At 38.6% G+C, this 26,793-nt stretch carries 36 protein-coding genes; 5 read left to right on the top strand and 31 right to left on the bottom strand.

Annotated features, from left to right (window positions below):
* Window positions 1-6: 6 nt before the first annotated feature.
* From resA to ACFX4G_RS01600, 7 genes are all read right to left on the bottom strand, one after another.
* The gene (gene resA / locus ACFX4G_RS01570) at window positions 7-528 is read right to left on the bottom strand and encodes a thiol-disulfide oxidoreductase ResA (protein ID WP_013059054.1); all 522 of its coding nucleotides are present in this window, start codon (window positions 526-528) and stop codon (window positions 7-9) included.
* Window positions 529-726: 198 nt separating this feature from the next.
* Window positions 727-1,452 (bottom strand): pseudouridine synthase, encoded by a 726-nt coding sequence (locus tag ACFX4G_RS01575; RefSeq protein ID WP_013059055.1) that lies wholly within the window; start codon window positions 1,450-1,452, stop codon window positions 727-729.
* A gap of 86 nt (window positions 1,453-1,538) precedes the next feature.
* Entirely contained in the window at window positions 1,539-2,072 is a 534-nt protein-coding gene (locus ACFX4G_RS01580) for a spore maturation protein (RefSeq protein ID WP_013084923.1), read from the bottom strand.
* Window positions 2,069-2,668: a nucleoside recognition domain-containing protein gene (locus ACFX4G_RS01585; RefSeq protein WP_013059057.1), complete on the bottom strand. Its 600-nt coding sequence runs from the start codon at window positions 2,666-2,668 to the stop codon at window positions 2,069-2,071. The genes ACFX4G_RS01580 and ACFX4G_RS01585 overlap by 4 nt, the downstream gene beginning before the upstream one ends.
* Window positions 2,661-3,809: a D-alanyl-D-alanine carboxypeptidase family protein gene (locus tag ACFX4G_RS01590; RefSeq protein WP_097824555.1), complete on the bottom strand. Its 1,149-nt coding sequence runs from the start codon at window positions 3,807-3,809 to the stop codon at window positions 2,661-2,663. The genes ACFX4G_RS01585 and ACFX4G_RS01590 overlap by 8 nt, the downstream gene beginning before the upstream one ends.
* 118 nt (window positions 3,810-3,927) lie before the next feature.
* Window positions 3,928-4,500 carry an SMC-Scp complex subunit ScpB gene (gene scpB / locus ACFX4G_RS01595; RefSeq protein ID WP_230183126.1) on the bottom strand — a complete coding sequence of 191 codons (573 nt, stop codon included), beginning with the start codon at window positions 4,498-4,500 and terminating at the stop codon, window positions 3,928-3,930.
* Window positions 4,497-5,252, bottom strand: a complete 756-nt coding sequence (locus ACFX4G_RS01600; protein WP_097824557.1) for a segregation/condensation protein A — start codon at window positions 5,250-5,252, stop codon at window positions 4,497-4,499. The genes scpB and ACFX4G_RS01600 overlap by 4 nt, the downstream gene beginning before the upstream one ends.
* 198 nt (window positions 5,253-5,450) lie before the next feature.
* On the opposite strand from ACFX4G_RS01600, the gene ACFX4G_RS01605 reads away from it, so the two are divergent.
* Together ACFX4G_RS01605 and ACFX4G_RS01610 are read left to right on the top strand one after the other, a co-directional pair.
* Complete coding sequence (locus ACFX4G_RS01605; RefSeq protein WP_170836726.1) at window positions 5,451-5,549, top strand: YjcZ family sporulation protein; 99 nt, start codon at window positions 5,451-5,453, stop codon at window positions 5,547-5,549.
* Window positions 5,550-5,681: 132 nt separating this feature from the next.
* On the top strand, window positions 5,682-6,203 hold the full coding sequence (locus ACFX4G_RS01610; RefSeq protein WP_097824558.1) for a DUF309 domain-containing protein: 522 nt from the start codon (window positions 5,682-5,684) through the stop codon (window positions 6,201-6,203).
* A 74-nt stretch (window positions 6,204-6,277) separates the two neighbouring features.
* On the opposite strand, the gene ACFX4G_RS01615 is transcribed toward ACFX4G_RS01610, so the two are convergent.
* Window positions 6,278-6,631 (bottom strand): GNAT family N-acetyltransferase, encoded by a 354-nt coding sequence (locus ACFX4G_RS01615; protein ID WP_013059063.1) that lies wholly within the window; start codon window positions 6,629-6,631, stop codon window positions 6,278-6,280.
* Between the two features lie 244 nt (window positions 6,632-6,875).
* Complete coding sequence (locus tag ACFX4G_RS01620) at window positions 6,876-7,310, bottom strand: peptidylprolyl isomerase (protein ID WP_013059064.1); 435 nt, start codon at window positions 7,308-7,310, stop codon at window positions 6,876-6,878.
* A gap of 388 nt (window positions 7,311-7,698) precedes the next feature.
* Between ACFX4G_RS01620 and ACFX4G_RS01625 the strand changes: the two genes are divergently transcribed.
* Complete coding sequence (locus tag ACFX4G_RS01625; RefSeq protein WP_013059065.1) at window positions 7,699-8,574, top strand: DUF1002 domain-containing protein; 876 nt, start codon at window positions 7,699-7,701, stop codon at window positions 8,572-8,574.
* 50 nt (window positions 8,575-8,624) lie between these two features.
* Here ACFX4G_RS01625 and lysA read toward each other — a convergent pair whose 3' ends face one another.
* The 19 genes from lysA to ACFX4G_RS01720 form a co-directional block, all read right to left on the bottom strand.
* Window positions 8,625-9,944 carry a diaminopimelate decarboxylase gene (lysA, locus tag ACFX4G_RS01630; RefSeq protein ID WP_377572689.1) on the bottom strand — a complete coding sequence of 440 codons (1,320 nt, stop codon included), beginning with the start codon at window positions 9,942-9,944 and terminating at the stop codon, window positions 8,625-8,627.
* Window positions 9,945-10,082: 138 nt separating this feature from the next.
* Window positions 10,083-11,564 carry a spore germination protein gene (locus ACFX4G_RS01635; protein ID WP_097824560.1) on the bottom strand — a complete coding sequence of 494 codons (1,482 nt, stop codon included), beginning with the start codon at window positions 11,562-11,564 and terminating at the stop codon, window positions 10,083-10,085.
* On the bottom strand, window positions 11,557-12,123 hold the full coding sequence (gene spoVAEA, locus ACFX4G_RS01640; protein WP_097824561.1) for a stage V sporulation protein SpoVABEA: 567 nt from the start codon (window positions 12,121-12,123) through the stop codon (window positions 11,557-11,559). The genes ACFX4G_RS01635 and spoVAEA overlap by 8 nt, the downstream gene beginning before the upstream one ends.
* 6 nt (window positions 12,124-12,129) lie before the next feature.
* Window positions 12,130-12,480 carry a stage V sporulation protein AE gene (gene spoVAE, locus ACFX4G_RS01645; protein WP_025750441.1) on the bottom strand — a complete coding sequence of 117 codons (351 nt, stop codon included), beginning with the start codon at window positions 12,478-12,480 and terminating at the stop codon, window positions 12,130-12,132.
* The gene (spoVAD, locus tag ACFX4G_RS01650) at window positions 12,468-13,499 is read right to left on the bottom strand and encodes a stage V sporulation protein AD (RefSeq protein ID WP_097824562.1); all 1,032 of its coding nucleotides are present in this window, start codon (window positions 13,497-13,499) and stop codon (window positions 12,468-12,470) included. Before spoVAD ends, spoVAE begins: the two co-directional genes overlap by 13 nt.
* Window positions 13,500-13,512: 13 nt before the next feature.
* On the bottom strand, window positions 13,513-13,974 hold the full coding sequence (gene spoVAC / locus ACFX4G_RS01655) for a stage V sporulation protein AC (RefSeq protein ID WP_097824563.1): 462 nt from the start codon (window positions 13,972-13,974) through the stop codon (window positions 13,513-13,515).
* A gap of 18 nt (window positions 13,975-13,992) precedes the next feature.
* Window positions 13,993-14,415, bottom strand: coding sequence for a stage V sporulation protein AB (locus ACFX4G_RS01660; RefSeq protein WP_014458301.1), 423 nt, complete (start codon window positions 14,413-14,415; stop codon window positions 13,993-13,995).
* On the bottom strand, window positions 14,405-15,025 hold the full coding sequence (locus ACFX4G_RS01665; protein WP_097824564.1) for a stage V sporulation protein AA: 621 nt from the start codon (window positions 15,023-15,025) through the stop codon (window positions 14,405-14,407). The genes ACFX4G_RS01660 and ACFX4G_RS01665 overlap by 11 nt, the downstream gene beginning before the upstream one ends.
* 161 nt (window positions 15,026-15,186) lie before the next feature.
* The gene (gene sigF / locus ACFX4G_RS01670) at window positions 15,187-15,948 is read right to left on the bottom strand and encodes an RNA polymerase sporulation sigma factor SigF (RefSeq protein ID WP_013059074.1); all 762 of its coding nucleotides are present in this window, start codon (window positions 15,946-15,948) and stop codon (window positions 15,187-15,189) included.
* 12 nt (window positions 15,949-15,960) lie between these two features.
* Window positions 15,961-16,404 carry an anti-sigma F factor gene (spoIIAB, locus tag ACFX4G_RS01675; protein WP_013084935.1) on the bottom strand — a complete coding sequence of 148 codons (444 nt, stop codon included), beginning with the start codon at window positions 16,402-16,404 and terminating at the stop codon, window positions 15,961-15,963.
* Window positions 16,404-16,754 (bottom strand): anti-sigma F factor antagonist, encoded by a 351-nt coding sequence (spoIIAA, locus tag ACFX4G_RS01680; protein WP_013059076.1) that lies wholly within the window; start codon window positions 16,752-16,754, stop codon window positions 16,404-16,406. The genes spoIIAB and spoIIAA overlap by 1 nt, the downstream gene beginning before the upstream one ends.
* Window positions 16,755-16,856: 102 nt before the next feature.
* Window positions 16,857-18,023 carry a D-alanyl-D-alanine carboxypeptidase family protein gene (locus tag ACFX4G_RS01685; RefSeq protein WP_028410701.1) on the bottom strand — a complete coding sequence of 389 codons (1,167 nt, stop codon included), beginning with the start codon at window positions 18,021-18,023 and terminating at the stop codon, window positions 16,857-16,859.
* A gap of 116 nt (window positions 18,024-18,139) precedes the next feature.
* Window positions 18,140-18,970, bottom strand: a complete 831-nt coding sequence (locus ACFX4G_RS01690) for a purine-nucleoside phosphorylase (protein ID WP_097824565.1) — start codon at window positions 18,968-18,970, stop codon at window positions 18,140-18,142.
* A gap of 16 nt (window positions 18,971-18,986) precedes the next feature.
* Window positions 18,987-20,168 (bottom strand): phosphopentomutase, encoded by a 1,182-nt coding sequence (gene deoB, locus ACFX4G_RS01695; protein WP_013084939.1) that lies wholly within the window; start codon window positions 20,166-20,168, stop codon window positions 18,987-18,989.
* Window positions 20,169-20,365: 197 nt separating this feature from the next.
* Complete coding sequence (xerD, locus tag ACFX4G_RS01700) at window positions 20,366-21,259, bottom strand: site-specific tyrosine recombinase XerD (RefSeq protein ID WP_013059080.1); 894 nt, start codon at window positions 21,257-21,259, stop codon at window positions 20,366-20,368.
* Window positions 21,260-21,265: 6 nt separating this feature from the next.
* Window positions 21,266-21,493 (bottom strand): YqzK family protein, encoded by a 228-nt coding sequence (locus ACFX4G_RS01705; RefSeq protein WP_013059081.1) that lies wholly within the window; start codon window positions 21,491-21,493, stop codon window positions 21,266-21,268.
* A gap of 194 nt (window positions 21,494-21,687) precedes the next feature.
* On the bottom strand, window positions 21,688-22,140 hold the full coding sequence (gene fur, locus ACFX4G_RS01710) for a ferric iron uptake transcriptional regulator (protein WP_377572694.1): 453 nt from the start codon (window positions 22,138-22,140) through the stop codon (window positions 21,688-21,690).
* Window positions 22,141-22,252: 112 nt separating this feature from the next.
* Window positions 22,253-22,897, bottom strand: coding sequence for a stage II sporulation protein M (spoIIM, locus tag ACFX4G_RS01715; protein WP_013084941.1), 645 nt, complete (start codon window positions 22,895-22,897; stop codon window positions 22,253-22,255).
* A 324-nt stretch (window positions 22,898-23,221) separates the two neighbouring features.
* Window positions 23,222-23,773: an NUDIX hydrolase gene (locus ACFX4G_RS01720; protein WP_013059084.1), complete on the bottom strand. Its 552-nt coding sequence runs from the start codon at window positions 23,771-23,773 to the stop codon at window positions 23,222-23,224.
* Between the two features lie 71 nt (window positions 23,774-23,844).
* On the opposite strand from ACFX4G_RS01720, the gene mciZ reads away from it, so the two are divergent.
* Together mciZ and ACFX4G_RS01730 are read left to right on the top strand one after the other, a co-directional pair.
* The gene (gene mciZ / locus ACFX4G_RS01725) at window positions 23,845-24,009 is read left to right on the top strand and encodes a Z-ring formation inhibitor MciZ (protein WP_013059085.1); all 165 of its coding nucleotides are present in this window, start codon (window positions 23,845-23,847) and stop codon (window positions 24,007-24,009) included.
* 93 nt (window positions 24,010-24,102) lie between these two features.
* Window positions 24,103-25,020 (top strand): aldo/keto reductase, encoded by a 918-nt coding sequence (locus tag ACFX4G_RS01730; RefSeq protein ID WP_377572696.1) that lies wholly within the window; start codon window positions 24,103-24,105, stop codon window positions 25,018-25,020.
* Between the two features lie 27 nt (window positions 25,021-25,047).
* Here the strand turns inward: ACFX4G_RS01730 and ACFX4G_RS01735 are convergent, their stop codons facing one another.
* The 3 genes from ACFX4G_RS01735 to ACFX4G_RS01745 form a co-directional block, all read right to left on the bottom strand.
* Window positions 25,048-25,296 (bottom strand): YqkE family protein, encoded by a 249-nt coding sequence (locus tag ACFX4G_RS01735; protein ID WP_016765509.1) that lies wholly within the window; start codon window positions 25,294-25,296, stop codon window positions 25,048-25,050.
* Window positions 25,297-25,360: 64 nt separating this feature from the next.
* The gene (locus ACFX4G_RS01740) at window positions 25,361-26,029 is read right to left on the bottom strand and encodes a 3-oxoacid CoA-transferase subunit B (protein ID WP_043976312.1); all 669 of its coding nucleotides are present in this window, start codon (window positions 26,027-26,029) and stop codon (window positions 25,361-25,363) included.
* 20 nt (window positions 26,030-26,049) lie between these two features.
* Window positions 26,050-26,739 (bottom strand): CoA transferase subunit A, encoded by a 690-nt coding sequence (locus ACFX4G_RS01745; protein ID WP_377572698.1) that lies wholly within the window; start codon window positions 26,737-26,739, stop codon window positions 26,050-26,052.
* Window positions 26,740-26,793: the final 54 nt, after the last annotated feature.

The following is a 26,793-nucleotide window of genomic DNA, read 5'->3' on the forward strand; positions in this document are numbered from 1 at the left end:
CACTCCCTATGGTTTAATTTCTTCCATATATTCTTTTATTTTAGATTCTTCCAATCCCCCAATAAAACTGTCTACAATCTTTCCGTTTTTATCAATTAAAAATGTAGTCGGCAGAGGATCTATTCCGTATGCACCCAACACTTGTGAATCTTTATCCATCAAAATCGGAAAAGATAGCTCATACTGTTTAGCAAATTGCTCTACTGCTATATTCGTTTCTGCAACGTTAACAGCTAGAATTTCGACACCTTGCTTTTTATATGATGCATACTGCTTTTCCATAGCCGGCATCTCTTGTTTACAGGGCTTGCACCATGTTCCCCAAAAATTCAAAAAAACTCCTTTGCCTTTGTAATCTGATAGCTGATGAGTTTCTCCATTAACATCTCTTAATATAAAGTCAGGTGCCTTATCTCCTACTGATACCTTTTGTTTATCAGCAAAAAATTGAGCATAAAGGGTATATCCAACCGCGCACAGCAAAACTGCCAATATAACTGTTCGAATAATCAAGCGCTTTTTTTTCATGGCACGAACTCCTTTTAACCGCTTTCAATACACTTTTTTCTACCATTATATCATTTTTGTGGTAGTGGCTTTCCAATAATATTTCGACGTTTCTGTGAAGTCTTCCTCTCATTCTACAAGTTCGACATTTTTTCGAAAAACCTTGCTTGTTTTTCTAATTCACGACATTTTTCATAAAAAAAAACAGGTAAGTGAAAATTACTTACCTGTTTGAGACATTGAATATAATTGTTTGACTTCATGCGCTGTAAGCTCACGAGCTTCTCCTGCATTTAATCCGCGTAAATCTAAAGGTCCGTAGCGTTCACGTTTTAATTTTAAGACAGAATGCCCAATTGCATCGAACATGCGACGTACTTGACGATTTTTCCCTTCATGAATCGTCAATTCCACAATCGCCGTCTGCTTACTTTTATCAATAGAAAGAACTTTTGCACGAGCTGGTGCTGTTTTTCCGTCCTCTAGCATCACACCGCGCTGCAGCTGTCTGATTTTTTCACGACTTGGAATTCCTTTAATTTTAGCTACATACACTTTGTCCACTTCAAATTTAGGGTGCATTAGCTGATTAGCAAATTCACCGTCGTTTGTTAAAAGAAGTAAACCCGACGTATCATAGTCTAGACGTCCAATTGGATAAATTCTTTCTTCTACATGTGGAAAGAAGTCAACGACTGTTTTTCTTCCCTTGTCGTCGTTAGCAGCTGAAATTACGCCTCTTGGTTTGTATAACATAAAATAAACGGGCGCTTCGCTTTCTACAGGCACTTCGTCTACTTCAATTTTATCGTTAGGACCTACTTTCGTGCCCAATTCTCTTACAACTTTTCCATTTACTTTCACTCGGCCTTGACCGATTAATTCTTCAGCTTTACGTCTTGATGCTACACCTGCGTGAGCAATCACTTTTTGTAATCGTTCCATTAACACTTCACCTCTTGTAACATCTTACTTGTTTACGAAGTAATACACAAGTGTATTTGCCACTCAGAGGTAGAATTTTCGATTTCTTACCGGCCAAACACAAGGATTACAATGACAACTGAGGCAATAATTCCTACCAAATCTGCCAGTAAACCAACCTTCAGCGCATCTCCCATTTTTTTAATGCCAACCGCTCCGAAATAAACCGTTAAAATATAAAATGTGGTATCTGTACTTCCCTGCATGGTCGATGCCAAACGACCGATAAAAGAATCAGGTCCGTATGTAGAAATTAGATCCGTCGTGATACCAAGAGCAGCCGTTCCAGATATCGGTTTGATAAGAGCTAAAGGTACAATTTCAGCCGGAACGCCGACTGCTTGCAGCATAGGTTTTAAAACAGATAAGAAAAAATCAAGCGCTCCTGAAGCTCGAAAAATAGAGATGCTCACTAACATGCCGACTAAGTAAGGAATGATGGAAAAAGCAATTTGTAATCCGTCTTTCCCTCCCTCTACAAACTTTTCATACGTAGGAATTTTTTTATAGGTTCCATAAAGTAAAATGCATCCTACAATAAGAGGAATAAACATCAATGATACTTGATTAAGCATAGTCATTTTCGTTTTCCTCCTTTTCGTGTACGTCGATAATAAAAGAAGCGATCAATGATGATAGCTCCTATCGTAGCTACAACAGTTGCTAAAAGCGTGGTACCGACAATTTCAGTAGGATTAGCCGAGTTATACGTAATCCGAATGGCAATAACTGTGGTTGGTATAAGTGTTAAACTGGTTGTGTTAAGTGCTAAAAGTGTGATCATAGAGCGGCTTGCTTCGTCTCTATCGCCGTTTAGCTTTTTAAGCTGCTCCATCGCTTTAATGCCAAGAGGAGTTGCCGCATTCCCGAGCCCAAACATATTCGCCATCATATTGGACAATATGTACCCTAAGGCCGGATGATCTTTTGGAACATCAGGGAAAAGTCTTGTAATGATGGGTCGAAACAGTTTCGCTAACTTGTCGAGAAGCCCTGCACTTTGAGCAATATTCATCATCCCTAACCAAAAGACAAGGACGCTGATTAACCCAATGCTGATGGTCACTGCTTCGCCTGCTCCTTGAAAAATTGCTTTGTTTACATCACCGATTTTTCCATTTATAATCGCAAAAACAATTCCGATAATGGTCAGCAGCATCCAAATAATATTAACCATCTGTTTTGGCTCCAGACTGAATAAACATTAATCGCTTCACTTTATCAAAAAAACCTTTTTGCTGCTCGGACTGCTTTTCGAAATAAATTGGAACACTGTCAATCGTCTCTCCACTTCTATAAATATCGAGCTTTCCTACCACATTTGGAACTTCCCCTGTTTCTTTCCACTGCTTTTTAGGCTGAATTAACGTTGTTTTTACTTCTACAGAGCTTTGTTCTTTCTTTGTGAGCGGATAGACGACATTTCGTTTAATATACAACTGATCTTTATAGAAAGAATCCTTTATATCTACCAATTCTCCTTTTGCAGCTAAACTGGTCATATCATATTTATCAAATGCATTTTCATACATGGAAATGTGATCGTTCCAATCATCTGGAGCATTAATCGTTACGGCAATTAAGTCCATTCCATCTTTTGTAGCAGTTGTCACAAGCGTTCGTTTTGCTAATTTTGTATACCCTGTTTTTCCGCCAGTACAGTATGCATATAGTGTTGTCAGCAGTTTATTTTTGTTTTTCCACACTCGATCCCATTTCTCTTCAGGATGCTTCATTCGATAGACTTTTGTTCCTGAAATCTCTTTAAAAATTTTATTATTCATTGCATAGCGCATGAGCAGAGCCATATCGTGCGCAGTTGAGCGATGATTTTCATGATCGTCTAATCCATGCGGATTTTGAAATGTTGTGTTTGTCATGCCAATTTCTTCTGCTTTTTTATTCATCAAATAAACAAATCCATCTTCGCTTCCTCCAACGGCTTCTGCGATAGCTACAGCAGCATCATTACCTGAACGAAGCATCAAGCCATATACTAAATCTTTTAATTTTATTTTTTCACCTTCAACTAAATACACAGAAGAACCTTCAACACCAACTGCGCTGTGGCTCACGGTAACTGTTTTATTTATTTTGCCAGATTCAATCGCCAGTATTGCTGTCATAATTTTTGTAATGCTAGCAATTCGGCTAACTTGATCTGCATTTTTAGCATATAACACTCTCCCTGATTTCTGTTCCATCAAAATAGCACTATGAGCACTTACGCTCCCCGCTGCAGATGATATGGAAGGCCAACCGCTGAGACATAGCAATACAATAAATAGATAGATGATACTTTTTTTGCTTCTTTTCATGTCATCCCCGTCCCTCTACCTGTTTGTACAAGTTTATGCTCGTCTTTTTTGGTTATGAATGAAAAGATTTGTCCATACAAAAAAGAACATAGAAAAAACTCTATGTTCTTTTACATTTTCACTTCATTTCTTGAAACGATTGAAAAAACAAATCTGCTTCTTGATCGGTTCCTTCTTGTAATAAATCTTCTGGAAGCGGCGGCAGCTCTTCGATACTTTTAAGGCCAAAATAGCCTAAAAATTCTTTTGTCGTTCCGTATAAGATGGCCCGCCCTGCGCCTTCCGCTCGTCCCACTTCCTTTAATAAAACTTTTCCAATTAAAGTTTGAAGAGGTCTTTCCGTTTTCACTCCGCGAATCTCTTCGATTTCAGCTCTTGTAATTGGCTGCTTATACGCTACAATAGCTAACGTTTCAAGCGCTGCTTGTGATAATGATTGATTAGCGGGAGCTTCTACGAGCTTCTCAATATATGGTGCATAGTCTTTTTTTGTGACAAGCTGATAGGACCCTCCTATTTCAACAAGTGTAACTCCTCTGAACTTACACTCTTGCTCTAAGCTCTCCAAAGCACCTTGAATGTCTTCATGAGGCTTTTCTATAATCTCAGCTAACCGGCTAATGGATAGACCTTCATCACCAGAAACGAAAAGTAAGCTCTCAATAATAGCCTGTAGATTATTCGTTGTCATTCCTCTTCATTCCTTTCTCGATACGATACATAAAGCTCATCTAGATTGTGCTGCTGTTCCACAACGATTTCATTTTCTTTCATTAATTCCAGCACAGCTAAAAACGTTACAACAATATGATCACGCTCTTGATAAGGAAACAGCTGATAAAAACTTTTTTTCCCTTTAAAGACTTTTAATTCATTCACAATTTCACTCATGCGCTTGTCAATTGGAATGTCTTGCCTTGCTATTTTCGTCTGCATAGGCTTTTTATTTTGCTTTCGTTTCATCAACTTTTGAAAAGCACTTAGCATATCATACAGTGATATATCCAATCCTTCATCCTGAAGCTGCGTACGTTCTTCTGCATTTATTTGCACATTACTTGGAGGTTTTGTATACACATGACTTTGGTCTTCTTCCAGCTTTTGAAGCTCTACAGCCGCTTCTTTAAACTTTCGATATTCAATTAAGCGCTGCATCAATTCTTCACGCGGATCTTCTTCATCGACCATTTCAATTTCATCCATATCTTCTTCATACGTAGGCAGAAGCATTTTACTTTTAATTTGAAGCAAAGTTGCTGCCATGACTAGATATTCACTGGCAACGTCTAGCTGAAGCTCATTCATTGTATGTATAAACATCATATATTGCTCAGTAATTGTCGCTACTGGGATATCGTAAATATCAATTTCAAATCGGTTAATCAAATGCAGAAGAAGATCTAAAGGTCCTTCAAACGCATCTACTTTTACACTATACTCCACTTTTATCTCACCAACACTTTTCAATTGCTTATCATTTCTGCTGCTTTATATAACGTTACTATCATTAGTATAGAGGATTATAGACACATGTCCAATACAAATTAACGTAAAAATAGGTCATTTGCCCATACAAAAAGTTTAAACATACATATGATGTCAAGGTAATAAGATTTTGAAATGGCTGAAGGAGGAACTCGCATGGGTGAAAAATCTTGTGGATACGGTAGCGGTTTCGCTTTAATTGTTGTACTGTTTATTTTATTAATTATTGTTGGTTGTTCTTGCTTACGCTTCTAACCACACATATTGAATAAAAACAAACGTGTTCGCCATACCTTGAGCACGTTTGTCTCTTTAAAGGCACCGCGCTGATGAATAGCTAATTTTTGTGATACACTACATATAGAGCCTTACCAGGAGGGAACAAGATTGTATTCACAAGCCTATATTGATTATTTAGTTCATTTTCATGGCGACCGGGATTACTTTGAATGTCATGAACTGCTAGAAGAACACTGGAAAAAAGACCAAAGAGGACACCGCAATATTATTTGGGTTGGCCTTATTCAAATTGCTGTTTCACTCTATCATCATCGACGCCAAAATTTCGCTGGAGCCAAAAGAACGATGCAAAAGACGCTGGCAATTTTAACGAAGGAAGAAGAAAATATTGCACAGCTTGGACTTAATTATCCTTCACTGCTTAAACTTCTTCGCAAACAATTAGCTTTAATCGATACCTATCAGCCATATAAAAGTATTAACTTGCCCATTGAAGATCCAGCATTATTACGAGCTTGCAAACAAAGAAGCACTGATAAACAGCTTGTCTGGTTATCAGCTTCTAATCTGCAAAATGATGCGATTGTTCATCGTCACAGCACGCGAGATCGGTCAGATGTGATTGCGGAAAGGCAAGCGAACTTATTGGCAAAACAAAACAACAGGTAGCTTCTAGCTACCTGTTGTTTTATGATGACTAAGATGTGAAAGAAGCTTTCACACCTTACCTAATCATGCTTTTTTTATTCATCCGCCTGACACTTTTCATAAAACGGAGCGATAATTTCACTCGGCTTAATTTGTGCAGTCGTATACATTTCTTTAAGAGCTTTAATCATTTTTTTGCCAATGCCCTGTTGGCGGTGTGAAGGGTTTACACTGACGTGTTGAACCTCAATCAAACTTTTATCGAGCATGGAAATGCCAACAATCCCAATAATATCTTCTTCTTGCTTCCAAAGATACAGCTGCCAATGTTCGTTTTGCTCATATTCTTTCATCGTTTGTTGAAGTTTTTTTAAATCTTTTTCCGTAGGTACAAACGATAGAAGACCCATGGCAATTTTTTCATAGTTTCGTTTATAGCGAATAAGCATACGATTCTCCCTCGTCCTCAAACTTTCCTACAAATTAATGCGCTGCGTTTTTTACTGCTTTTATCATACAAAATTTATAAGTAAATAGCAATATTACACAAAAGCTTGTCCTATGTCATGCGTGTATGAGAAACCTAATCTATTACGCTTTTTGAGCTGTTGCGCGAAGAAAAAACGCCGTAACCCCCTGTAAAAGGTTGTTATGACGTTTTATTAGCTAATATCCATTTATAGCAGTATGCTCTTATTCTTCCCAGACTTTTACTTCTTTCATTACGTCGCCATTTTTCATTTTTAACACTGTATCAAGTCCTTCTGTTACTTTTCCAAATACAGTGTGAACACCGTTCAAATGAGGCTGTGGCTCATGAACAAGAAAGAACTGACTGCCGCCTGTGTCTTTACCAGCATGTGCCATTGATAGAGAACCCGCTTCATGTTTGTGAGGGTTTCCTTCTGTTTCACATTTAATTGAGTAGCCAGGGCCGCCAGCACCTGTACCAGTTGGGTCTCCTCCTTGAGAAACAAATCCAGGGATAACGCGGTGGAACGTTACGCCATTGTAGAATCCTTCATTAGCTAACTTTTCAAAGTTTTCTACTGTTCCTGGTGCTTCGTTCGGAAATAAATCGATTAGAATTTTTTCGCCATTTTCCATTAGAATACTTGCTTTTTTCATATAAATGACCTCCAATATATGTATTAGTACCGCTATAGGCTCTGTTTTCCCTATCAAAGCGGCAAAACGTAAAAATTGTAAGTGCCACCTAGAGTAGAACACTTACATTTATAAACTCACTCTATTCTACTACAAACAAGCTCATGAATTCAATGAATGCACTTTTTCACTTTCTTCTCGTAGGGCTCTAAATAAAAAATAGTAGTTGTGAGATGAAACTTTTTATAGTATCATCCGTCTAATACAGTGATGGAGATACATAGATTTCATTTCATATAGAAATCTACGCCTCTAGACTGATTTATGGGAAAATGATGAATTGACTCTGTTACTTCAGACCTGCCCGTATTATAATAGGGCAAGTATGGGATTAAAGGAGGAAAAAGGTTTGAAATTAACGATAAAAGCAATGATGGTGACATTAGGTCTTCTTCTATTCCTAACCGCACCCTTAAAAAGTTTTGCAGATGCTGCTCCGGGCGATGTTATTATTACATTAGGTCAGGACTTAACCAGCTCTCAGAAGCAACAGGTATTAAATGACCTTGATGCGCCAAGCAATGCTCAAACAGTAACCGTGACAAACCAAGAAGAGCATGAATATTTAGGTGACTTTATTCCAAAGGCTACTATTGGATCTCGTGCTATTTCATCTTCTAGTATTACCCTTGGTTCAAAAGATTCAGGTTTAAGCGTATCAACTCAAAATATTAATGGTATTACAGACGACATGTATATTAATGCTTTGATGACCGCCGGCGTTAAAGATGCAAAAATCCAGATTACCGCTCCATTTGAAGTATCTGGTACAGCTGCTTTAACAGGTATTATGAAAGCATATGAAGTTCAAACAGATCAAAAAATCCCAGAAGAAGTAAAAAAAGCAGCCAATGAAGAGATGGTCCAGACATCTGAGCTTGGTGAAAAAATCGGTAAAGAAAAAGCAGCGCAGTTTATGGCAACGATTAAAGAAGAAATTGCCAAAGAAAATCCTCAAACAAAGGACGATTTACGCACGTTAATTCAGCGAGTGGCTGATGATTTAGGTATTAAATTAACAGATTCAGAGCTTAATACACTTGTTGATTTTTTCAATCGTTTAAAAGATATGAACATCGATTGGAATCAAGTAAAAGACCAACTTTCTGCGACAAAGGAAAAAGTAACAACATTTCTTCAGTCAGAAGAAGGCCAATCATTTCTTGATAAATTAAAGCAATTCTTTGTTGATATTATTAATGCTATTAAATCGTTATTCTCATAAAAAAAAGAGCCTCTTGAACAAGAGGCTCTTTTTTTTACGTTAATCACTCGTTACTTTTTTACCGTCACCTTGTATTTCACGTCATTTTTTACAATGTCTTCATACGTTTCGCGTTTTACGACTAGCTGTGCTTCTCCATCTTCCACGAACACGACAGCTGGCTTTGGCAAACGGTTATAGTGACTTGCCATAGAATAACCGTATGCGCCTGTACAAAACATCGCTAATAAATCATCTGGGTTTGCTTTTGGAAGGTGTACATCCCACATCAGCATATCCCCCGATTCGCAGCACTTACCCGCAATAGATACAAGCTCATCACTCTCATCATTCATTCGATTGGCAATGACCGCTTCATATTTCGCTTGATACAGCGCAGGACGGATATTGTCGTTCATTCCTCCGTCAATGGCTACATATTCACGTACATTAGGTACATGCTTACGAGAACCAATTGAATACAGAGTCGTTCCAGCATCTCCTACAAGAGAGCGGCCGGGCTCAATCCAAATTTCAGGGATTTCTACCTCTAACTGTTTAGACTGCTTTTTGACCTCTTCTATAATAACTTCCACATACTGCGAAACAGGAATAGGCTGATCTTCTTCCGTATAACGAATGCCAAAGCCGCCGCCTAAATTTAATACTTGCGGAACAAATTCTATACGTTGTTTCCACTCTTTCATTTTTGCAAAAAGCTTTTGAGTCGCCATAATAAATCCGGTTGTTTCAAAAATTTGAGATCCTATATGACAGTGAATACCTAAAAGTTCTAGCCCCTTGCTATCTTGCACAAGACGCACAGCTTCGTCTGCTTGACCGTTTTGAAGATCAAACCCAAACTTCGAGTCTTCCTGCCCTGTCAAGATATAATCATGTGTATGAGCTTCAATTCCGGGTGTTAATCTGAGAAGAACAGGCATCTTTTTTGGATACTGTTCCGTTATTTCCTGAAGCAATGCAATTTCATAAAAATTATCAACTACAATGCATCCTACATCTTCTTTGATGGCCATTTCTAGTTCTGCTCGGCTTTTATTGTTTCCATGAAAATGAATCCGTTCTTTCGGAAAGTCAGCTGCTAAAGCCGTATACAGTTCTCCTCCCGAAACAACGTCTAACGAAAGACCTTCTTCATGAACGACTTGGACCATGGCAATTGTAGAAAAAGCTTTGCTTGCATAAGCGACCTGTGCTTTTACCCCATGCTTTTCAAATGTTTCTTTAAATCCTCTAGCACGCTGCCGAATTAAAGCCACGTCATATACGTAAAGGGGTGTCCCAAAATTTGATGCTAATTCAAGCGTATCAACTCCACCAATTTCAAGATGGCCCTGTTTATTTATGCGACTTGTTCCGTGTAAAAACATGTTTAGACCCCGTTCCTGTGTATAGTGTAAAAAAGACAGTTAACGGCAATTCGCTGCTAACTGTCTAAATATTTATTATTTTCCATATTTAAAACAAATCTATCACATCTTCATACAGGTTTCAACCACCTATTTTGTTTAAGGTTTTGCAGGCTGGCGGTCTTTATCCTGCGGATGCACAATACTAGGTCGCGGATTTGCTCCAGGAACCGGTGTACGAATAATAATCTGCCATAAAGCCTGCGGGTTGAATGGAAGAAACGGCCACAAATAAGGCGTATTCAATGATTTTAATCGCGCCATATAGAGAATGATACACGTTGTTGCAATAAGAAACCCTGGAGTATGAAAGGCCGCCACAAAAATTAACAGAAACAATCGCAGCATTTTATTTGCTACTGCTAACTCATAGCTTGGCGTTGAAAAAGAACCAATGGACGCAATAGCTACATAAAGAATAACTTCCGGAACAAACAATCCTACATCAATGGCAATCTGTCCAATGAGTGCTGCAGCAATTAAACCCATAGCAGTAGCAAGCGGTGTCGGCGTATGAATGGCGGCCATCCTCAGGAACTCAACCCCTAGATCGGCTAAGAAAATCTGGATAACTGTCGGAATATTTGTTGCTTCGTTTGGCCCAATAAATTGCAATTTTGCCGGCAGCAGATCTGGCTCAAGTACAAATAACAGCCATAGCGGTAATAAGAAAAGAGACGCAAGAATTCCTAAAAACCGTATCCAGCGTATAAAGGTACCTACAGAAGGAGACTGCCTGTATTCTTCTGCATGCTGCACGTGATGAAACAGCGTAGTTGGTGTAATAATAACGCTTGGTGATGTATCGGTAATAATAATGACATGCCCCTCTAGTACATGAGCTGCTGCTGTGTCCGGACGTTCTGTATAGCGTACCATTGGAAAAGGATTAATTCCTTGTTTGACTAAAAACTCTTCAATGGATTTGTCAGCCATAGGCAAACCATCTACATCGATAGCTTCCAGTTCATCTTTTATCAGTTTAACCAGTCCTGGATCAGCTACCCCCTTTATGTACCCAATCGCTACGTCCAGTTTCGAACGTTCGCCTACCTTCATAATTTCAAAACGAAATCTTCCGTCACGGATTCGTCTTCTCGTTAACGCTGTATTGATAATGATGTTTTCAGTGTATCCATCTCTTGCTCCGCGAATCACTTTCTCTGTATCCGCTTCTTCAGGCGATCTGCCGGGATACGTACGCACATCGACTTCAAAGCCAACTTCTTCACCGTCAATTAAAACGAATAACAGTCCTGATAAAACAGAAACCATTCCATCATCCAGCGTTTTTAAAGGCTTTACTTGCTGATGAATAAGACGGTTTTCAACAATATCCTTTAGCTTCGCTCGTTCAACTTCATTATCATTAATTTGAACGAGCACTTTTGTAATTTCAATAATAAATGAACTATCGCACAGTCCTGTTACATAGTAAACATGAACTTCTCGATCCAGAATAAGTAGTTTACGCACGCCCACATCAAAGCTTGTATTCATACTAGCGTTTTCTTTGAACCACTGATCGTTTTTTTGCACTTTTGAAAAAATAGCTGTTTTCTGCTCTGCTGGCTTACCCAAACGAACCGCTCCTTTCTAAAATAAGTCGTGCCGCTTTTTCTGTAATAGGACATCCCAGTTTAACATCATCCATCCTAGCCATTTTGCCGATATCCCCTATTCCTACAACTAAGGGAATATCGAGCTGATCCAAGCAGTAAACTGTATCTCCATTAATTCGTCCGACTTCTAACTCTTGAATTCCGCTTTTATCCACGCCGTAATGCGATATTTCTCCAAAACGATCGATGGTTACATCCACTCTTGTCCATTCGCTTTGATGAGTACGTGATGCCACGGCAATCACTCCAAGAACTTCTACTTGAGGATGCTTTGCTACGTGCAGCAAAGCGATCTCTCCCGGTCCTTCCTCTAAGAAACCGCTATCGTCGAACATCACAAAGACGGGATCATATGGTGCTTGAAGGATTAGCTCTACCGTTTGACTGCCTGTTAACGTAGTAGGGTTTCCATATGACCTCGAAATGCATCTGCCACCAACCGATTTAGCTACATGCTCAATTGCTTTGCGAGCATATTCATCGCCATCCGTTACAATAATGATCCTTCTTTTTTTCATAATCTTTTATCCTTTCGGTTTAAAGATTAACGCGATAATAAAAGCAAATAAAATAGCTGCTGAAATTCCAGCCGAGGTAAGTTCAAAAATCCCAATCCCAATCCCGATAAATCCATGGTCATCCGCTTGCTTCATCGCTCCGTGCAGCAAAGAATGACCAAAGCTTGTAATTGGAACCGTCGCTCCGGCGCCAGCAAATTCAATTAACTTATCATAAAGACCAAATCCATCTAAAATCGCTCCTGCAACTACAAACGAACTCATAACATGCGCTGGAGTAAGCTTAGCAAAATCAAGCAGCAGCTGCCCAATAACGCAAATGATTCCTCCTACAGCAAAAGCTATTACATACTCCATTGATCATCCCCCTCCCCAATATGTTCTAAGACGACGCCATGAGCAATTGTTGGAATTGACTCTTTTTGCTGAATCATCGTTGGACTTAAAAGAGCTCCTGTTGCCACCATAAACACTTTCTTTAAGTTTCCTGATTTTAATTCATTTAAAATATGCCCATACGTGACAATAGCCGAGCAGCCGCAGCCGCTTCCTCCTGCAAATACATTTTGATCAGGGCGATATACCATTAATCCGCAATCATTATGATTGGTTGATATATCGTAGCCTTCGTCCTTGAGCAGCTGTTTTAAGATTGGACTTCCTACACCAGATAAATCTCCTGTTAAAATAAGATCATACTCGCTTGGAGCAACGTTTAAGTCTTCCAAATGTCTTTGAATGGTATCTGCAGCAGCTGGTGCCATAGCAGAACCCATGTCGTTTGCATTTTTAATCCCGTAATCCATTACCCGACCAATCGTTGCAGACGTGAGACGGACAATACCTTTTTCTTTCGAGACCAGCGCTGCCCCTGCTCCCGTAATGGTTGCCGTTGCTGTATCTGGTTTTTGTCCTCCGTACTCGGTAGGATTTCGAAATTGGCGCTCAGCCGTTGCGTTATGACTGCTCGCTGATGCAATAACACGATTAGCAAACCCTGCATCTACAAGAGCTGCTCCCGTTGCGAGCGTTTCCATTGATGTGGAGCAAGCGCCAAACATGCATAGAAATGGAATTTGGTTATGTCGGGCTACAAAATTAGCCGTTACGTTTTGATTTAATAAATCTCCAGCCAAAAACAAATCAACGTCTTCATATGATAAATTTACTTTTTGCAAACAGGAATCAATAGATTCCGTCATCAGCCTTCTTTCAGCTAACTCCCAGTTGTCTTCTTCACAGTGCAAATCTTTATGTGTAATATCAAATGTTTCTCCTAACGGTCCATCTGCTTCTTTTGGTCCTACTGCTGTTCCTGTAGCATTAATGTAAATAGGATTTTCATAAACCCACGTTTGCTTTCCAGTTTTTCTCATAATCCCCCTCTTTTCATAGCAAATAAGTTTTAAAAAGGTATCGAATGATTCCTACAATATAAGCGGAAACCGTTCCAAATACGATTACGTTTCCAGCTAGCTTGAACATATTCGTCGCAACCCCGAGAACAATCCCTTCACTTCGATGTTCGAGCGCTGCACTCGTCATGGAATTGGCAAAACCCGTAACAGGGACGGCTGAACCTGCACCTGCGAATTGACCAATACGATCATATATCCCAAACCCAGTTAAGAGAGCAGATATTAAAATAAGGGTTGCAACGGTAGGATTACCTGCATTTTTTTCATTAAAGTCAAAAAATGCAATATAGAAATTTTGAATTACCTGTCCTAATGTACAAATGATTCCCCCTACCAAAAAGGCTTTTAGGCAATTTGCCACATATGAAGGTTTAGGCTGAAATGGTTTAATGCTTTCTTGATAGTTATCTTTTAATTTTTGATTATTTGCCATGTTACATACATCCTTTTCTTATTGATTAACAAAATAAATCCAATGAAATAATGATCCGCATACTTTGCCTAGTACAATGGCCATTAACAATAAAATAAGCTTGCCTTCCATTCCTATCCGTTTCGTTAACGTCGGCAATACATTAAGCACTTCTGTTAACGCTGCTGCCAGCATCCCAATAAAAATACCGCTCGTTAGACCTATGATCATAATAAGCACCGCAGGAAACTGCCACGTGTATTGATGAAGACTGCACCACCCGCCTGTAACAGCACCACCCACCACTCCCCATTCATATGCTTGAATATATTTCATGGTTTTGGTCAGCTGCATCAAACGCGGAATAATGCCCAGCACCGTTAAAAATGCTACAAACCCAGCACCTGCAGCCAGTCCTCCCGCAAGTCCAATTACAATGGTCATCACAATGTTAATGATCATCAATTTTTTTCATACTTTCTTTATTCTCGTGCATAATGACGTATTGATCTAAGTCTTGCTGGTAATTAAACATTTCGACTTCGAGAGGACTAGGCTCTTCATTAATTCGTTTTCTAAAGACATGGTTAAAAAACAGAATCATTCCCAGGCCTAAACCGATAGAGTAAGGCACTTGAATCAGCAAAGGCTGCTTATCTCTCAGACCGGTCAGCATATAGAACAATTTTTGATGTACTTGTCTCATACTCACATCTTCGTGAAAGTTCATAATTGCTAAAGCAGCTCCGATGAAGAGAAGAAACCAAACAGCTAGAAAAAACAAAAAGGAATATTGTTTCTTTTTATACACGACCTCTACAATCGTTTGAGCGGGTCCAATCGTCTGAATGTCTAAATGCGGATACTGAGAGGCAACTTTTTGAATTACCTTCATTAAATCAACAATGATAATATTTCGATCACTCATACTGACTTGATATACAACTAGCTTTTCAATTTGCTTTTGAACAGAATCTCCTGCTATAACCATTGCTAATTGTCCAATATTTACAGCCTGATCAGGTTTTACTTGAATACGATGCCTCATTTTAAGATAAAGAACGTTTTCCATTCATATCACACCTTACGATTCATTATCTCCCTGTACGTGTAGTATGGATTTTCTTAAATTTTCTAATTCACGTTTCTGAACAGACCATTAATTACCAAATGAAAAAAGCAATCCGTTTCACTATTCTTGTTTGAATAGCAAAACGGATTGCTTCTTAAGTATTACGTATCATTCATATGCAGCTTCATTTGTTTTAAGATTTTCTTCTCAAGCCTCGATACCTGAACTTGAGAAATTCCCAGCCTTGCGGCCACTTCGGACTGAGTTTGATCTTTGTAATACCTCAAATAGACAATGAGCTTTTCACGCTCATCAAGTTCTTCAATTGCTTCTTTTAAGGCAATTTTATCAAACCACTTCGCTTCCGTATGATCAGCAATTTGGTCAAGAAGGGTAATTGGATCTCCATCATTTTCATAGACGGTCTCGTGAATAGATGAAGGAGCACGATTAGCTTCTTGAGCTAGCACTACTTCTTCAGGAGTGAGATCCAAATGTTCTGCAACCTCAGCGACTGTAGGGACGCGTCCAAGTAATTTGGAAAGCTCGTCTTTTGCCTTACGTATTTTATTGCTCATTTCTTTCAGAGAACGACTAACCTTTACCGTGCCATCATCACGAATAAATCGCTGAATTTCACCAATAATCATTGGAACAGCATATGTTGAAAATTTAACATCATACGATAAGTCAAATTTATCAACGGACTTTAATAGCCCTATGCATCCAATTTGAAATAAATCATCGGGCTCATAACCACGGTTAATAAAACGTTGAACAACCGACCAAACGAGCCGCATATTTTTTTGGACGATTGTATCTCGTGCAATTTGATCACCTTGCTGACTGCGCTTGATGAGGTCTTTAACTTCATGATCCTTTAAATACGGTTCGTTTTTATTTTTTTTGACCTCCACATCCATTGGCAAGTCTCCTTAATTACATAGCGCTTTACTATTTGTTAAGTGCTTTTTTAAATATAAGGTCGTACCTTCTAATACAGTAGACTCCACTCGAATTTCGTCCATAAAGTTTTCCATTATGGTGAAACCCATTCCAGAACGTTCTAGATCTGGTTTCGTTGTGTATAAAGGCTGCTTGGCTTCATCCACGTTATCGATACCAATTCCTTCATCACGAATCATCAGCTCGACTACACCGTCTTCATGAAGCGTCACAGAAATATATACCACACCATCCGGATTGCTTTCGTAGCCGTGAATAATAGCATTTGTTACTGCTTCAGATACGACTGTTTTAATTTCTGTTAACTCATCCATTGTTGGATCTAACTGCGTAATAAATGATGCTACCGTGACGCGAGCAAACGATTCATTTTGACTAAGCGCGGAAAATTGGAGGTTCATTTGATTTTTCATTATGCCACCCCCAATTTTTGAAGCGCGTTTTCTTCATTAGGTTCAAAACGAATAATTTTAAATAAGCCTGACATATTAAACAAACGTTCTATGGCAGGAGAAATAGCGCATACAACCATTTCCCCGCCGTTATTATGAACCTGTTTGTATCTCCCTAAAATAACCCCCAAGCCAGAGCTGTCCATAAAGGTTAAATGCTGTAAATTTAAAATCAAATGGCTGATAGATTCCTTCTCTATCGCTTCGGTGATTTTGCTTCTTAGCTCTTCTGCCGTATGATGATCTAATTCTCCTGTTAATCGAACCAACAAGACATCTTGTTTGAATTCCAATTCAATCGAAAGACTCACTATACAAACCTCCTCGGAAATCTTATAGTCAGTCTTTCGCTGCCGACAGAATAGAATCCTTCTCACCGACAAAACTAGTTCTATTTCGTCACATTTAGCTGTTTAAGATGTTTGAGAGAAAATAGAGAATGTACGTTTGAATATCTTCCACCAAGAAGCAGCATCGATATCTTCTTTTGCAAGAAGCGGTGAAGAACTAACTACTTTGTTATCCTTCTTAATGGTCAACGTTCCAATTTTGTCGCCTTTTTGAATAGGCGCATTTAGCTTCTCGTTCATTTTCACTTCTGTTTTAACGTCTTTGGCTGCATTTCCTTTTTTCAATAAAACAGAAATAGGCTCGGACGTAACAGCTGTTACCTGATCTTCGCTCCCCTTGTTTACATCTATCTTGGTAATAACGTCTCCTTTTTTGTATAAAGGCTTCGTTGTATATTGACTGAATGCGTAGTCTAACATTTTGGTTACTTGATTATTGCGATCTTTTGGCGTGCTTGCACCGAATACAACCGCTAACACGCGCATATTTCCCTTTTTAGCGGTAGCTGTTAGGCAATACTTAGCTTGACCTGTAAATCCGGTTTTGAGTCCATCAACGCCGGGATAAAACTTTACTAAGCGATTTGTATTTACTAACCAAAACTTCTTATCTGTATCCGTGCGCAAATAAGCTTCGTATTTACTTGTATAGTTAATAATTTTTTCATACTTTAGCAGCTCTCTGCCCATCATGGCCATATCATGAGCTGTACTATAGTGATTTTCTACAGGCAGGCCTGTCGGATTTTGAAATTTTGTATGAGTCAAACCAAGCTCTTTGGCTTTTTGGTTCATCTTTGCTACAAATTTTTCTTCTGATCCAGCTAAATATTCAGCCATTGCCATAGAAGCATCGTTACCGGAACCTATCGCAATCCCTTTTAGCAAATCATTTACCGTCATTTCTTCTCCGGGCTCTAAAAAGATTTGTGAGCCTCCCATTGAAGCGGCATATTCACTTGCCCGCACTTTATCTTTTAAGGTAATTTTCCCTTTATCCAAAGCCTCCATAATTAAAATCATTGTCATAATTTTAGTCATACTGGCAGGGGGAAGTTCTTGATTACTATTTTTTTCGTATAGAATTTTTCCTGTATCCCGTTCAATTAAAATAGCTGACCTAGCACTGTCAGCAAGCTCGGAATTCTTTTTTTCTGCGGCTAAAACAGGTTGCGTCATAAGTGGAAATAAAAATATGACAACGAGTAACTTTACAATAGTTCGCTTCATCTCCACAAACCTCCATTCTTTATACAACCTATTTTTTCCAAGGTATAATCGATTTATACTAAGGGAAATAAAAAAAGCATCGAGAAATTCTCGATGCTTGAAGTCATATTTTCTTCTTATTTTTGATAAGCTGGAAGCTGCTTTACTACTTCTTTTACAAGCGATAAAAACTGCTGTTTTACTTTTTCAGTCGTTTCAATTACTTCTTCATGATTTAACGGCTGATCTAAAATACCAGCTGCCATATTAGAAATACAAGAAATACCTAGCACTTTCATACCTGCATGGCGTGCCACAATAACTTCTGGCACTGTAGACATACCGACCGCGTCTCCCCCGATAATGCGAAGCATACGCACTTCAGCAGGCGTTTCATATGTTGGACCTGTATTTCCTACATATACACCTTCTTGTAAGGCGATATTTAAATCAGCTCCTACCTTCTTCGCTAATTGACGAAGATCCTTGCAGTAAGCAGTTGACATATCCGGGAATCTTACTCCGAAATCAGAGTCATTAGGTCCAATCAAAGGATTGGTTCCAAAATTATTAATATGATCAGAAATAATCATTAAGTCTCCTGGATTAAAGGATTCGTTTACTCCGCCCGCTGCATTCGTTACAATCAACGTTTCTACACCGATTTCTTTCATTACGCGCACTGGAAATGTTACTTTATCAAGAGCGTACCCTTCATAAAAGTGAAAACGTCCTTGCATAGCTACAACCGGTACGTCATAAATAGTACCTATTACTAATTGACCTGCATGACCTTCAACTGTTGAAACCGGGAACTCAGGAATGTCGTTATACGGAATTTTTACCGCGCCTTCAATTTCGTCAGCTAATACCCCTAGTCCAGAGCCTAAAATAAGCCCAATTGTTGGTGTAACAGCTGATTGATTTTTAATATATGCTGCTGCTTTTTCAATATATTCTTTTTTCATACTCCATTCCCCCTGCTTAATTCAACTCTTTTAAAAAACTTTTTCCATGCTTAGGCATTGCTACGCCAAAATTTTCTGCTACCGTTGCGCCAATATCCGCAAACGTTTGACGAATAGAAAGTTCTTTTCCTTCTTGCATGCCTTTATTGTACACAAGAAGCGGCACGTATTCACGCGTATGGTCTGTCCCATGATGAACAGGGTCATTTCCATGATCCGCTGTAATAATCAATAAATCATCTTCTTTTAATAAATCAAATACTTCTTCTAAGCGTGCATCATATTCTTCAAGTGCTTGCCCATATCCTTGTGGATCGCGGCGATGACCATAGAGAGCATCAAAATCAACTAAATTTAAGAAGCTTAAGCCTGTGAAGTCCATGTTTAATGTATCAACTAGCTTATCCATGCCGTCCATATTCGATTTGGTACGAAGAGATTTTGTTACCCCTTCTCCGTCGTAAATATCAGAAATTTTACCGATAGCAATAACATCGATGTCATTGTCTTTTAATTCATTCATTACTGTACGTCCAAAAGGCTTTAATGCATAGTCATGACGATTGGATGTACGTGTAAAGTTACCTGGTTCACCTAAAAACGGGCGAGCGATAACACGTCCAATCATATATGGATCATCAAGCGTTAATTCACGAGCAATCTCACAAATTTTGTACAATTCATCAATTGGAACAATTTCTTCATGAGCAGCAATTTGCAAAACAGAATCTGCTGATGTATAGACGATTAAGTCACCTGTTTCCATATGCTGTTTTCCTAGCTCATCCAAAATTTCTGTACCAGACGCTGGTTTGTTCCCAATGATTTTTCGACCTGTTTTTTCTTCTAATTGTGAAATCAGTTCTTCTGGAAATCCATCTGGAAATACATTAAAAGGCGTATCAATATTAAGACCCATAATTTCCCAATGACCTGTCATTGTATCTTTTCCTGCAGAAGCTTCCTGCATTTTTGTATAGTAAGCCAACGGTTTTTCGGCTTTATCGATTCCTTTAATTTCACGGATATTGCTTAGGCCAAGCTTAGCCATATTAGGCATACGAAGACCGTTGCAGTGCTCTGCAATATGACCAAACGTATCCGCACCTTTATCATTGTATTTTTCAGCATCCGGTGATTCACCGATACCCACTGAATCCATGACAATTAAAAATACGCGTTTATATGTATGCGCCATTTTATTCCCTCCAAATATCAATTTATTTATTCTCTATAAAATTCCCGTTTGGAAATAATTTAACCATCTTCTCTTATTGGTCAGAAGTCTGACCTCTCTATTAGTATAGACGCTTTTTATTTTTTTGTACACATGAATGAAAGTGTTTTCAATCAAAAAAACCAATGTCTATGAACTCATTGGACATTGGAATCTTCCTACGCTCGCGGATGAAACTGATTGTATACATCTTTTAAACGTGCTTTTGTAACATGTGTATAAATTTGAGTGGTCGAAATATCCGCATGCCCCAGCATTTCTTGAACGGCTCTCAAGTCCGCGCCGTTCTCTAACAAATGAGTAGCAAACGAATGCCGTAACGTATGTGGAGTTAATTCTTTTTCAATTTTTGCTTCAGAAGCTAACTTTTTTAATATTTTCCAAAACCCCTGCCTTGTTAAACGCCTTCCGTGATGATTAACAAAGAGTGCTTTGTCCTGTTCCTTTTGCTTTGTTAAAACACTCCGGCTATGCTGTAAATACTCTTCGATAGCCTCCGTTGCCAACCTTCCGATGGGGACAATTCTTTCTTTATTTCCTTTTCCGATACAACGAATAAATCCCATCGTCAAATGTGCATCATCAATATTTAAGTTAACGAGTTCAGACACACGAATTCCAGTAGCATAAAGCAACTCAAGCATCGCTTTGTCTCGTATGCCAAAAGGCGTCGAAGTATCAAACACATTTAACAGCGCCTCTACTTCTTCTGCATTTAGCACTTTTGGAAGCTTGCGCTCAAGCTGCGGGGTATCAATATGAACAGATGGATCTGTATCCGCTGCTTTTTCTCTTAGTAAGAATTGATGAAAAGATCTAGTTGAAGCCACATGTCTCGCAATCGTTTTAGATGACTTTTGCTGATCACTTAAATATTTCAGAAAATTAACGATGTGGAGTCTTGTTACTTCATTAAATGATTTGAGCTGCTCTACATGCTCTAAATATTGAGCATACTTTTTTAAATCTCGTTCATACGAATCAATTGTATTTTTCGCTAGTCCCCGCTCTACTACTAAATAATGAATAAAATCTTGAATTTGATCATTCAATAGCCTCTACTCCCCGTTTTGATAAAACATAAATAAACGCTCTAGCCACGTCTGATCTTTGTTCACACTTGCTTGCATGACCTTAACTGCTGAACCCGACGGCTCATCATAACGTTTATAATTTTGATACTCTTGAGATACCCATATCATTCCAAAATAAAACAAAAGAGTAAACCCGGTAAATAAGATAAATACTTTACATGTATTATATACCATTTCAGCCCATGATTTCATGAAACAATTCCTCCAATTTTTGATTCTATTAGAAGATATGCCAATTGGGACAGGTTTTATACATGTTTCTTGCCTTTATACACTGAGTTCTCTCCTGCTCATTTCCTTTCTTTCTATAAAACCATGTAGCTTATAAACTCGTTATTTTTTTATTTATGTACAACAAAAAACCTTCTCCATTAGGGAAAAGGCTTTTACTGCTTGCCTTCTTTATCCTGACAGCGATGGCAAATGCCATGAAATGTCAAGCGGTGATCTTTAATTTTAAAATTCCATTGCTTTTCCACAATTTCTTCAACGTCTTCAAGCAAATCTTCTTGAATTTCGTCCACAGATCCACATTCCATACACACAAGGTGATGATGAAAGTGTGCGGCTCCTTCTTGTCTTAAATCGTAGCGAGAAACGCCATCGCCAAAGTTTATTTTATCAACAATTTTAAGTTCAGTTAACAATTCTAACGTACGATAAACAGTTGCCAATCCAATTTCCGGAGACTTTTCCTTGACGAGGAGATATACATCTTCGGCACTTAAATGATCCTCTTCATGTTCAAGAAGTACTCTTACAGTCGCCTCACGTTGAGGTGTCAATTTATAGCTAGCTGAGTGCAACTGCTGCTTAATTCGCTCAATTCGACTTTCCATAATTATTCCCTCCCTCGCCATTCACTAATCCATTATATCAGATGTGTCGAGGGTGTCAAAATAAAGTTATTATTAATAAGAAAAAAGAATTCTTTTTACTTAATACTTATTCTTATTTATTTAATAGAGCCATTACACTTTTCATTAAAGTAGGTGATACGTAAGCTTCAATTGTAGCTGCACAGGCAACCAAACATATCATAGCAATCATGGTTCCGCTGTAGCGTAAAAATGAGGCGGAAATAGGCTCCGCTGCTTTTTTAAAAAACTGCTGCCGCACAAGCTTCAAAGAAAAGGCAACTGAAGCTGCAGACAAGATCAGAAATGCCGGTATGAGAAAGATATTTTGCGGCATAACAGATACAAAAGATAGCGCAAACCCAGAGAGTCCCATTTGATTGACTAAAAAGCCTACGGTAAAACCAATCACCATTCCTTTTAAAAACAGCAAAATTAACACTACAGGCAAACCAATAATGGCGATTCCTAATATCCAAATGAGCCCCAAGTATTTAACATTATGAAAAAAACTTTGCTGAAACATTTCAACGCTGCTTGCTACTTCTCCGCTCTTTACCTGTCCGAAAAACCGGTTTAAATAGAAGTACAGGTCTTCTTTTTGATCAAGCGTTAAACTATTTACAACAATAGCCCCAAAAATGATTCCCATTAAAAACAGCACGGTCACAAACAAATAAATAGAACTGTTTTCTTGAAAATGTCTTGCATACGATAATGGCAATTGTTTTTTTCTCATCGTCTTCCTCCTATTAATCGCTTAATAGAGTGTATGATAGAGTACAAAAACTATGCCAAGAATCTTTTGAATCTATCAAATAAAAAAGAGGATGAAACATAATGAAATCTACATTCACCATCACCTTAAAAAAATCCGAACGAATTTGATTCCCTATCAAGAATCTCTATTCATCGTTCGGATGTTCCTTTAACTAAAATATGGTTGTCACACATTTTTTTAGTTAGAGATACACGCATGCCTGTTTTTTCTCACACCAAATGACGTTTCAATGTAAACCTCTAATTGCTAGATTGCCGTTCGTATGTAAAAGAAAAAACTCTCTTACTCTCCTAACCCGCTTTTTAACTGTAAGTACTGCACAGCATAGGCTGTTTTTGCATCATAAATTTCCTTGTTTTGAATAAGAGTAAGGGCCTCATCTACCGTAACTTCCATCACTTCAACAAATTCATCTTCGTCTAATTCCGCTTTGGTGGTCATCACTTTTAAATCTTCCGCTAAATAAAGGTGCACCAACTCATCCGCAAAACCTGGTGATGTATAAAAAGAAATAATATGGCTAAGCGAATCTGTCGTATAGCCCGTTTCTTCTTCTAACTCACGTTTTGCCGTCACAATCGGCTCTTCTCCTTTTTCTAGCTTGCCGGCTGGAATTTCGACTAAAATACGATCCATCGGCCTGCGATACTGTTTGACCATAACCATTTTGTGGTCGCTTGTTAACGCAATGACAGCTACGGCTCCAGGGTGCTTAACTACTTCTCTTGTACTCGTTTTTCCGTTTGGAAGCTCTACTTCTTCTAAGTACAAATCAATCACTCTGCCTCCAAATAGCTTTTCAGAAGACAGCATTTTTTCTGTTAAATGATCCATTTTCTACACCTCGTTCTATTTTTTTGACTCTTACATATATTCTATCATACGAACCTTGGGAGGTAGAAAAAATGAAAGTTTATGTTCACGAGAAGCAAATCATTTTGGTCGGTAAAGCATGGGAAATCAAGCAAAAGTTAAAAGAATACGGCGAACAATTTCAGTATGTAGATGAATGGACGAACGCTATCTCTCAAAATTTTAATTCTTACAAACAAGCAGACTGCAGACACTAATTGTGCTGCAGTTTTCTAATCTTCTTATTTGAGTTTCCCTCTATCATAGCGCTACAATAGATAGAAACAAGTAAAAAATAAGGAGTGACATATATGGAAAAAAGACGCTTAGGTACTTCAGACTTGCTTGTCAGTACATTAGGTTTAGGATGCATGTCTCTTGGAACGGAACAAAAACACGCTGTCAATATGATTGATGAAGCTCTCGAATATGGCATTAATTATTTCGATACAGCAGATTTATATGATTTTGGCTTAAACGAGGAGTTTGTGGGACAAGCCCTAAAAAAACGCAGAAATGATATTATTTTAGCCACAAAAGTGGGGAATCGCTGGAATGATGCAAAAGACAGCTGGACATGGGATCCGTCTAAAGCTTACATAAAAGAAGAAGTAAAAGAAAGCCTGCGCCGTCTTCAAACAAATCACATCGATTTATATCAACTGCACGGAGGAACCATTGAAGACAATATTGAGGAAACGATTGAAGCATTTGAAGAATTAAAACAAGAAGGCGTCATTCGCTACTATGGCATTTCATCTATCCGCCCAAATGTGATTCGAGAGTATGTGCAAAATTCTTCTATTGTTAGCGTCATGATGCAATACAGCTTGTTAGACAGACGCCCTGAAGAAAGTGCACTTCCTCTTTTACATGACAACGGCATTAGCGTTGTAGCGAGAGGTCCAGTAGCCAAAGGGCTGCTAACCGAAAAAGGAGAGCAAAAACTTGCTGCATTCGAGGGCAAGGGCTACTTAGATTATAGCGGTACGGAATTAGCAAAAACGATAGAAGAATTTCGTCACGTACGACCAACTCACTCTCTAAACTCAACGGCACTTCAATACTGTTTAGCTAATCCTACGGTAGCCTCGGTTGTAGCAGGAGCAAGCTCTTCTTCACAGCTTCGTGAAAACGTCAAAGCTGTCGAGGCTTCCCCGCTTCAGCCTACTGAAATTAGCAAGCTGCAATCAATCTTTAAAGCAAATCAATACGAAGCTCACCGTTAAAAAATAAAAGCGCCTTTACCGGCGCTTTTATTTTTTAAATTCAGACCAGTTCAAATCACTTTCATTTAACAGTTCTTCAAACGACTTATTTTTTTCTTTTTCTTTTCGAATTCGAGCAGCTTCTTTACGCTCTGTTTCTTTCTGCTCTTCTTCTTTTAAAGAAAGCGCCTGTTTTTTAGCTTGAAGCTGTTTTAATAAGCTATCATTTAGCTGATCTTTGATACTGAGCTGATCATTTTGTTTTTGTGCTGATTGTTTTTGCTTTTTTTTAGCCATCACAATTCCCCCGCTACTTTAATTGAGAGATATTGTATCATATTCTTGCTTTTGTTACCAAAAATCAAAATGCATCTAGTTTTACATGTTCATCAATAATTAAAGTTGGCTCTGTAGATTGTTGAATATCTTCTATCGTATAGCCTTTCGCTACTTCAACAAGCTTTAGACCTTCTGCCGTAATATCAATGACCGCTCGATCTGTAATAATGCGATCCACTACCTCTTTTCCTGTCAGAGGGAGGCTACACTCATTTAAGATTTTAGGCTCATCTTTTCTCGTCACGTGTTCCATAATAACAATGATGCGCTGTGCTCCGTGAACTAAATCCATTGCACCGCCCATTCCTTTAATCATTTTTCCAGGAATCATCCAGTTTGCCAAGTCACCAGTTTTTGAGACTTCCATTCCTCCTAAAATCGCAATATTAATGTGCCCTCCGCGAATCATTCCAAACGATTCAGCACTATCGAAATAAGAAGCGCCTGTTGTCGCCGTGACGGTTTCTTTACCTGCATTAATTAAATCAGGATCTACTTCTCCTTCTTTCGGATATGGTCCAATGCCTAACAGACCGTTTTCGGACTGAAGCACCACCGTTTTATTATCTGAGATATGATTAGCCACAAGCGTTGGAATACCAATTCCAAGGTTTACATAAAATCCGTCCAAAATTTCTTTTTCAGCACGTTTTGCAATTCGCTCTCTCACGTTCACGCCGTTTTCAATCATGAAAAATCTCTCCCCTTTTGTTATTTTTGAACGGTTAAACGCTCAATACGTTTTTCTTGTTCACCAATAATTAACGATTGAACATATACACTAGGTGTGTGAATAATATTTGGATCAAGTGAGCCTGTTGGATGAAGTTCCTCCACTTCTGCTATCGTCACTTTTCCTGCTGCTGCAATCATTGGGCTGAAATTGCGCGCTGTCTTGTTATACACTAAGTTACCCATATGATCGGCTTTCCAAGCTCTAACCAAACTAAAATCAGCTTTTAACGCCTCTTCTAGTAAATATTCTTTTCCTTCAAACACGCGAACTTCTTTTCCTTCAGCAATGGGTGTTCCCACTCCCGCTGGTGTATAAAATGCAGGTATGCCCGCTCCGCCGGCGCGAATCTTTTCAGCTAGCGTGCCTTGAGGTAGCAATTCTACTTCAATTTCTCCTGACAATACTTGTCTTTCAAACTCTTTATTTTCTCCCACGTAAGAACCAATCATCTTTTTAATTTGTTTGTTTTTCAGAAGCAGTCCAAGTCCCCAGTCGTCTACGCCGCAGTTATTTGAAATTACGGTTAAATCTTTTACCCCTGTTTCAACTAACGCTAAAATCAAATTCTCCGGAATTCCACATAAACCAAAACCACCGACCATAATCGTAGCACCGTCGTGAATACCTTTCACCGCTTCTTTAAACGACGTATGTACTTGTTTCATACATAACCACCCCTTCGTTATTTTTGAAAACGCTTTCTAATCTATTATAAAAGA

Origin of the sequence: Priestia sp. YIM B13486, from assembly GCF_042787865.1 — a bacterium.
GTDB classification, from domain to species: domain Bacteria; phylum Bacillota; class Bacilli; order Bacillales; family Bacillaceae_H; genus Priestia; species Priestia megaterium.

Excerpts from the sequence above, each read along its gene's own strand:
- fur (WP_377572694.1), bottom strand. The coding sequence starts at position 22,140 with ATGGAAAGTCGAATTGAGCGAATTAAGCAGCAGTTGCACTCAGCTAGC.
- resA (WP_013059054.1), bottom strand. The coding sequence starts at position 528 with ATGAAAAAAAAGCGCTTGATTATTCGAACAGTTATATTGGCAGTTTTG.
- mciZ (WP_013059085.1), top strand. The coding sequence starts at position 23,845 with ATGAAAGTTTATGTTCACGAGAAGCAAATCATTTTGGTCGGTAAAGCA.
- ACFX4G_RS01690 (WP_097824565.1), bottom strand. The coding sequence starts at position 18,970 with ATGAAAAAAGAATATATTGAAAAAGCAGCAGCATATATTAAAAATCAA.
- ACFX4G_RS01660 (WP_014458301.1), bottom strand. The coding sequence starts at position 14,415 with ATGATCATTAACATTGTGATGACCATTGTAATTGGACTTGCGGGAGGA.
- ACFX4G_RS01615 (WP_013059063.1), bottom strand. The coding sequence starts at position 6,631 with ATGCTTATTCGCTATAAACGAAACTATGAAAAAATTGCCATGGGTCTT.
- deoB (WP_013084939.1), bottom strand. The coding sequence starts at position 20,168 with ATGGCGCATACATATAAACGCGTATTTTTAATTGTCATGGATTCAGTG.
- lysA (WP_377572689.1), bottom strand. The coding sequence starts at position 9,944 with ATGTTTTTACACGGAACAAGTCGCATAAATAAACAGGGCCATCTTGAA.
- ACFX4G_RS01665 (WP_097824564.1), bottom strand. The coding sequence starts at position 15,025 with ATGGAAAACGTTCTTTATCTTAAAATGAGGCATCGTATTCAAGTAAAA.
- ACFX4G_RS01580 (WP_013084923.1), bottom strand. The coding sequence starts at position 2,072 with ATGACTATGCTTAATCAAGTATCATTGATGTTTATTCCTCTTATTGTA.
- spoVAE (WP_025750441.1), bottom strand. The coding sequence starts at position 12,480 with ATGGAGTATGTAATAGCTTTTGCTGTAGGAGGAATCATTTGCGTTATT.
- ACFX4G_RS01705 (WP_013059081.1), bottom strand. The coding sequence starts at position 21,493 with ATGAAATCATGGGCTGAAATGGTATATAATACATGTAAAGTATTTATC.
- spoVAD (WP_097824562.1), bottom strand. The coding sequence starts at position 13,499 with ATGAGAAAAACTGGAAAGCAAACGTGGGTTTATGAAAATCCTATTTAC.
- ACFX4G_RS01730 (WP_377572696.1), top strand. The coding sequence starts at position 24,103 with ATGGAAAAAAGACGCTTAGGTACTTCAGACTTGCTTGTCAGTACATTA.
- spoIIM (WP_013084941.1), bottom strand. The coding sequence starts at position 22,897 with ATGAGAAAAAAACAATTGCCATTATCGTATGCAAGACATTTTCAAGAA.
- ACFX4G_RS01620 (WP_013059064.1), bottom strand. The coding sequence starts at position 7,310 with ATGAAAAAAGCAAGTATTCTAATGGAAAATGGCGAAAAAATTCTAATC.
- scpB (WP_230183126.1), bottom strand. The coding sequence starts at position 4,500 with ATGACAACGAATAATCTACAGGCTATTATTGAGAGCTTACTTTTCGTT.
- ACFX4G_RS01720 (WP_013059084.1), bottom strand. The coding sequence starts at position 23,773 with ATGGATCATTTAACAGAAAAAATGCTGTCTTCTGAAAAGCTATTTGGA.
- ACFX4G_RS01740 (WP_043976312.1), bottom strand. The coding sequence starts at position 26,029 with ATGATTGAAAACGGCGTGAACGTGAGAGAGCGAATTGCAAAACGTGCT.
- ACFX4G_RS01575 (WP_013059055.1), bottom strand. The coding sequence starts at position 1,452 with ATGGAACGATTACAAAAAGTGATTGCTCACGCAGGTGTAGCATCAAGA.
- spoVAC (WP_097824563.1), bottom strand. The coding sequence starts at position 13,974 with ATGGCAAATAATCAAAAATTAAAAGATAACTATCAAGAAAGCATTAAA.
- ACFX4G_RS01685 (WP_028410701.1), bottom strand. The coding sequence starts at position 18,023 with ATGAAGCGAACTATTGTAAAGTTACTCGTTGTCATATTTTTATTTCCA.
- spoVAEA (WP_097824561.1), bottom strand. The coding sequence starts at position 12,123 with ATGAAAAAAAGAAGGATCATTATTGTAACGGATGGCGATGAATATGCT.
- ACFX4G_RS01605 (WP_170836726.1), top strand. The coding sequence starts at position 5,451 with ATGGGTGAAAAATCTTGTGGATACGGTAGCGGTTTCGCTTTAATTGTT.
- ACFX4G_RS01745 (WP_377572698.1), bottom strand. The coding sequence starts at position 26,739 with ATGAAACAAGTACATACGTCGTTTAAAGAAGCGGTGAAAGGTATTCAC.
- ACFX4G_RS01585 (WP_013059057.1), bottom strand. The coding sequence starts at position 2,668 with ATGGTTAATATTATTTGGATGCTGCTGACCATTATCGGAATTGTTTTT.
- spoIIAB (WP_013084935.1), bottom strand. The coding sequence starts at position 16,404 with ATGAAAAATCAAATGAACCTCCAATTTTCCGCGCTTAGTCAAAATGAA.
- ACFX4G_RS01735 (WP_016765509.1), bottom strand. The coding sequence starts at position 25,296 with ATGGCTAAAAAAAAGCAAAAACAATCAGCACAAAAACAAAATGATCAG.
- sigF (WP_013059074.1), bottom strand. The coding sequence starts at position 15,948 with ATGGATGTGGAGGTCAAAAAAAATAAAAACGAACCGTATTTAAAGGAT.
- ACFX4G_RS01590 (WP_097824555.1), bottom strand. The coding sequence starts at position 3,809 with ATGAAAAGAAGCAAAAAAAGTATCATCTATCTATTTATTGTATTGCTA.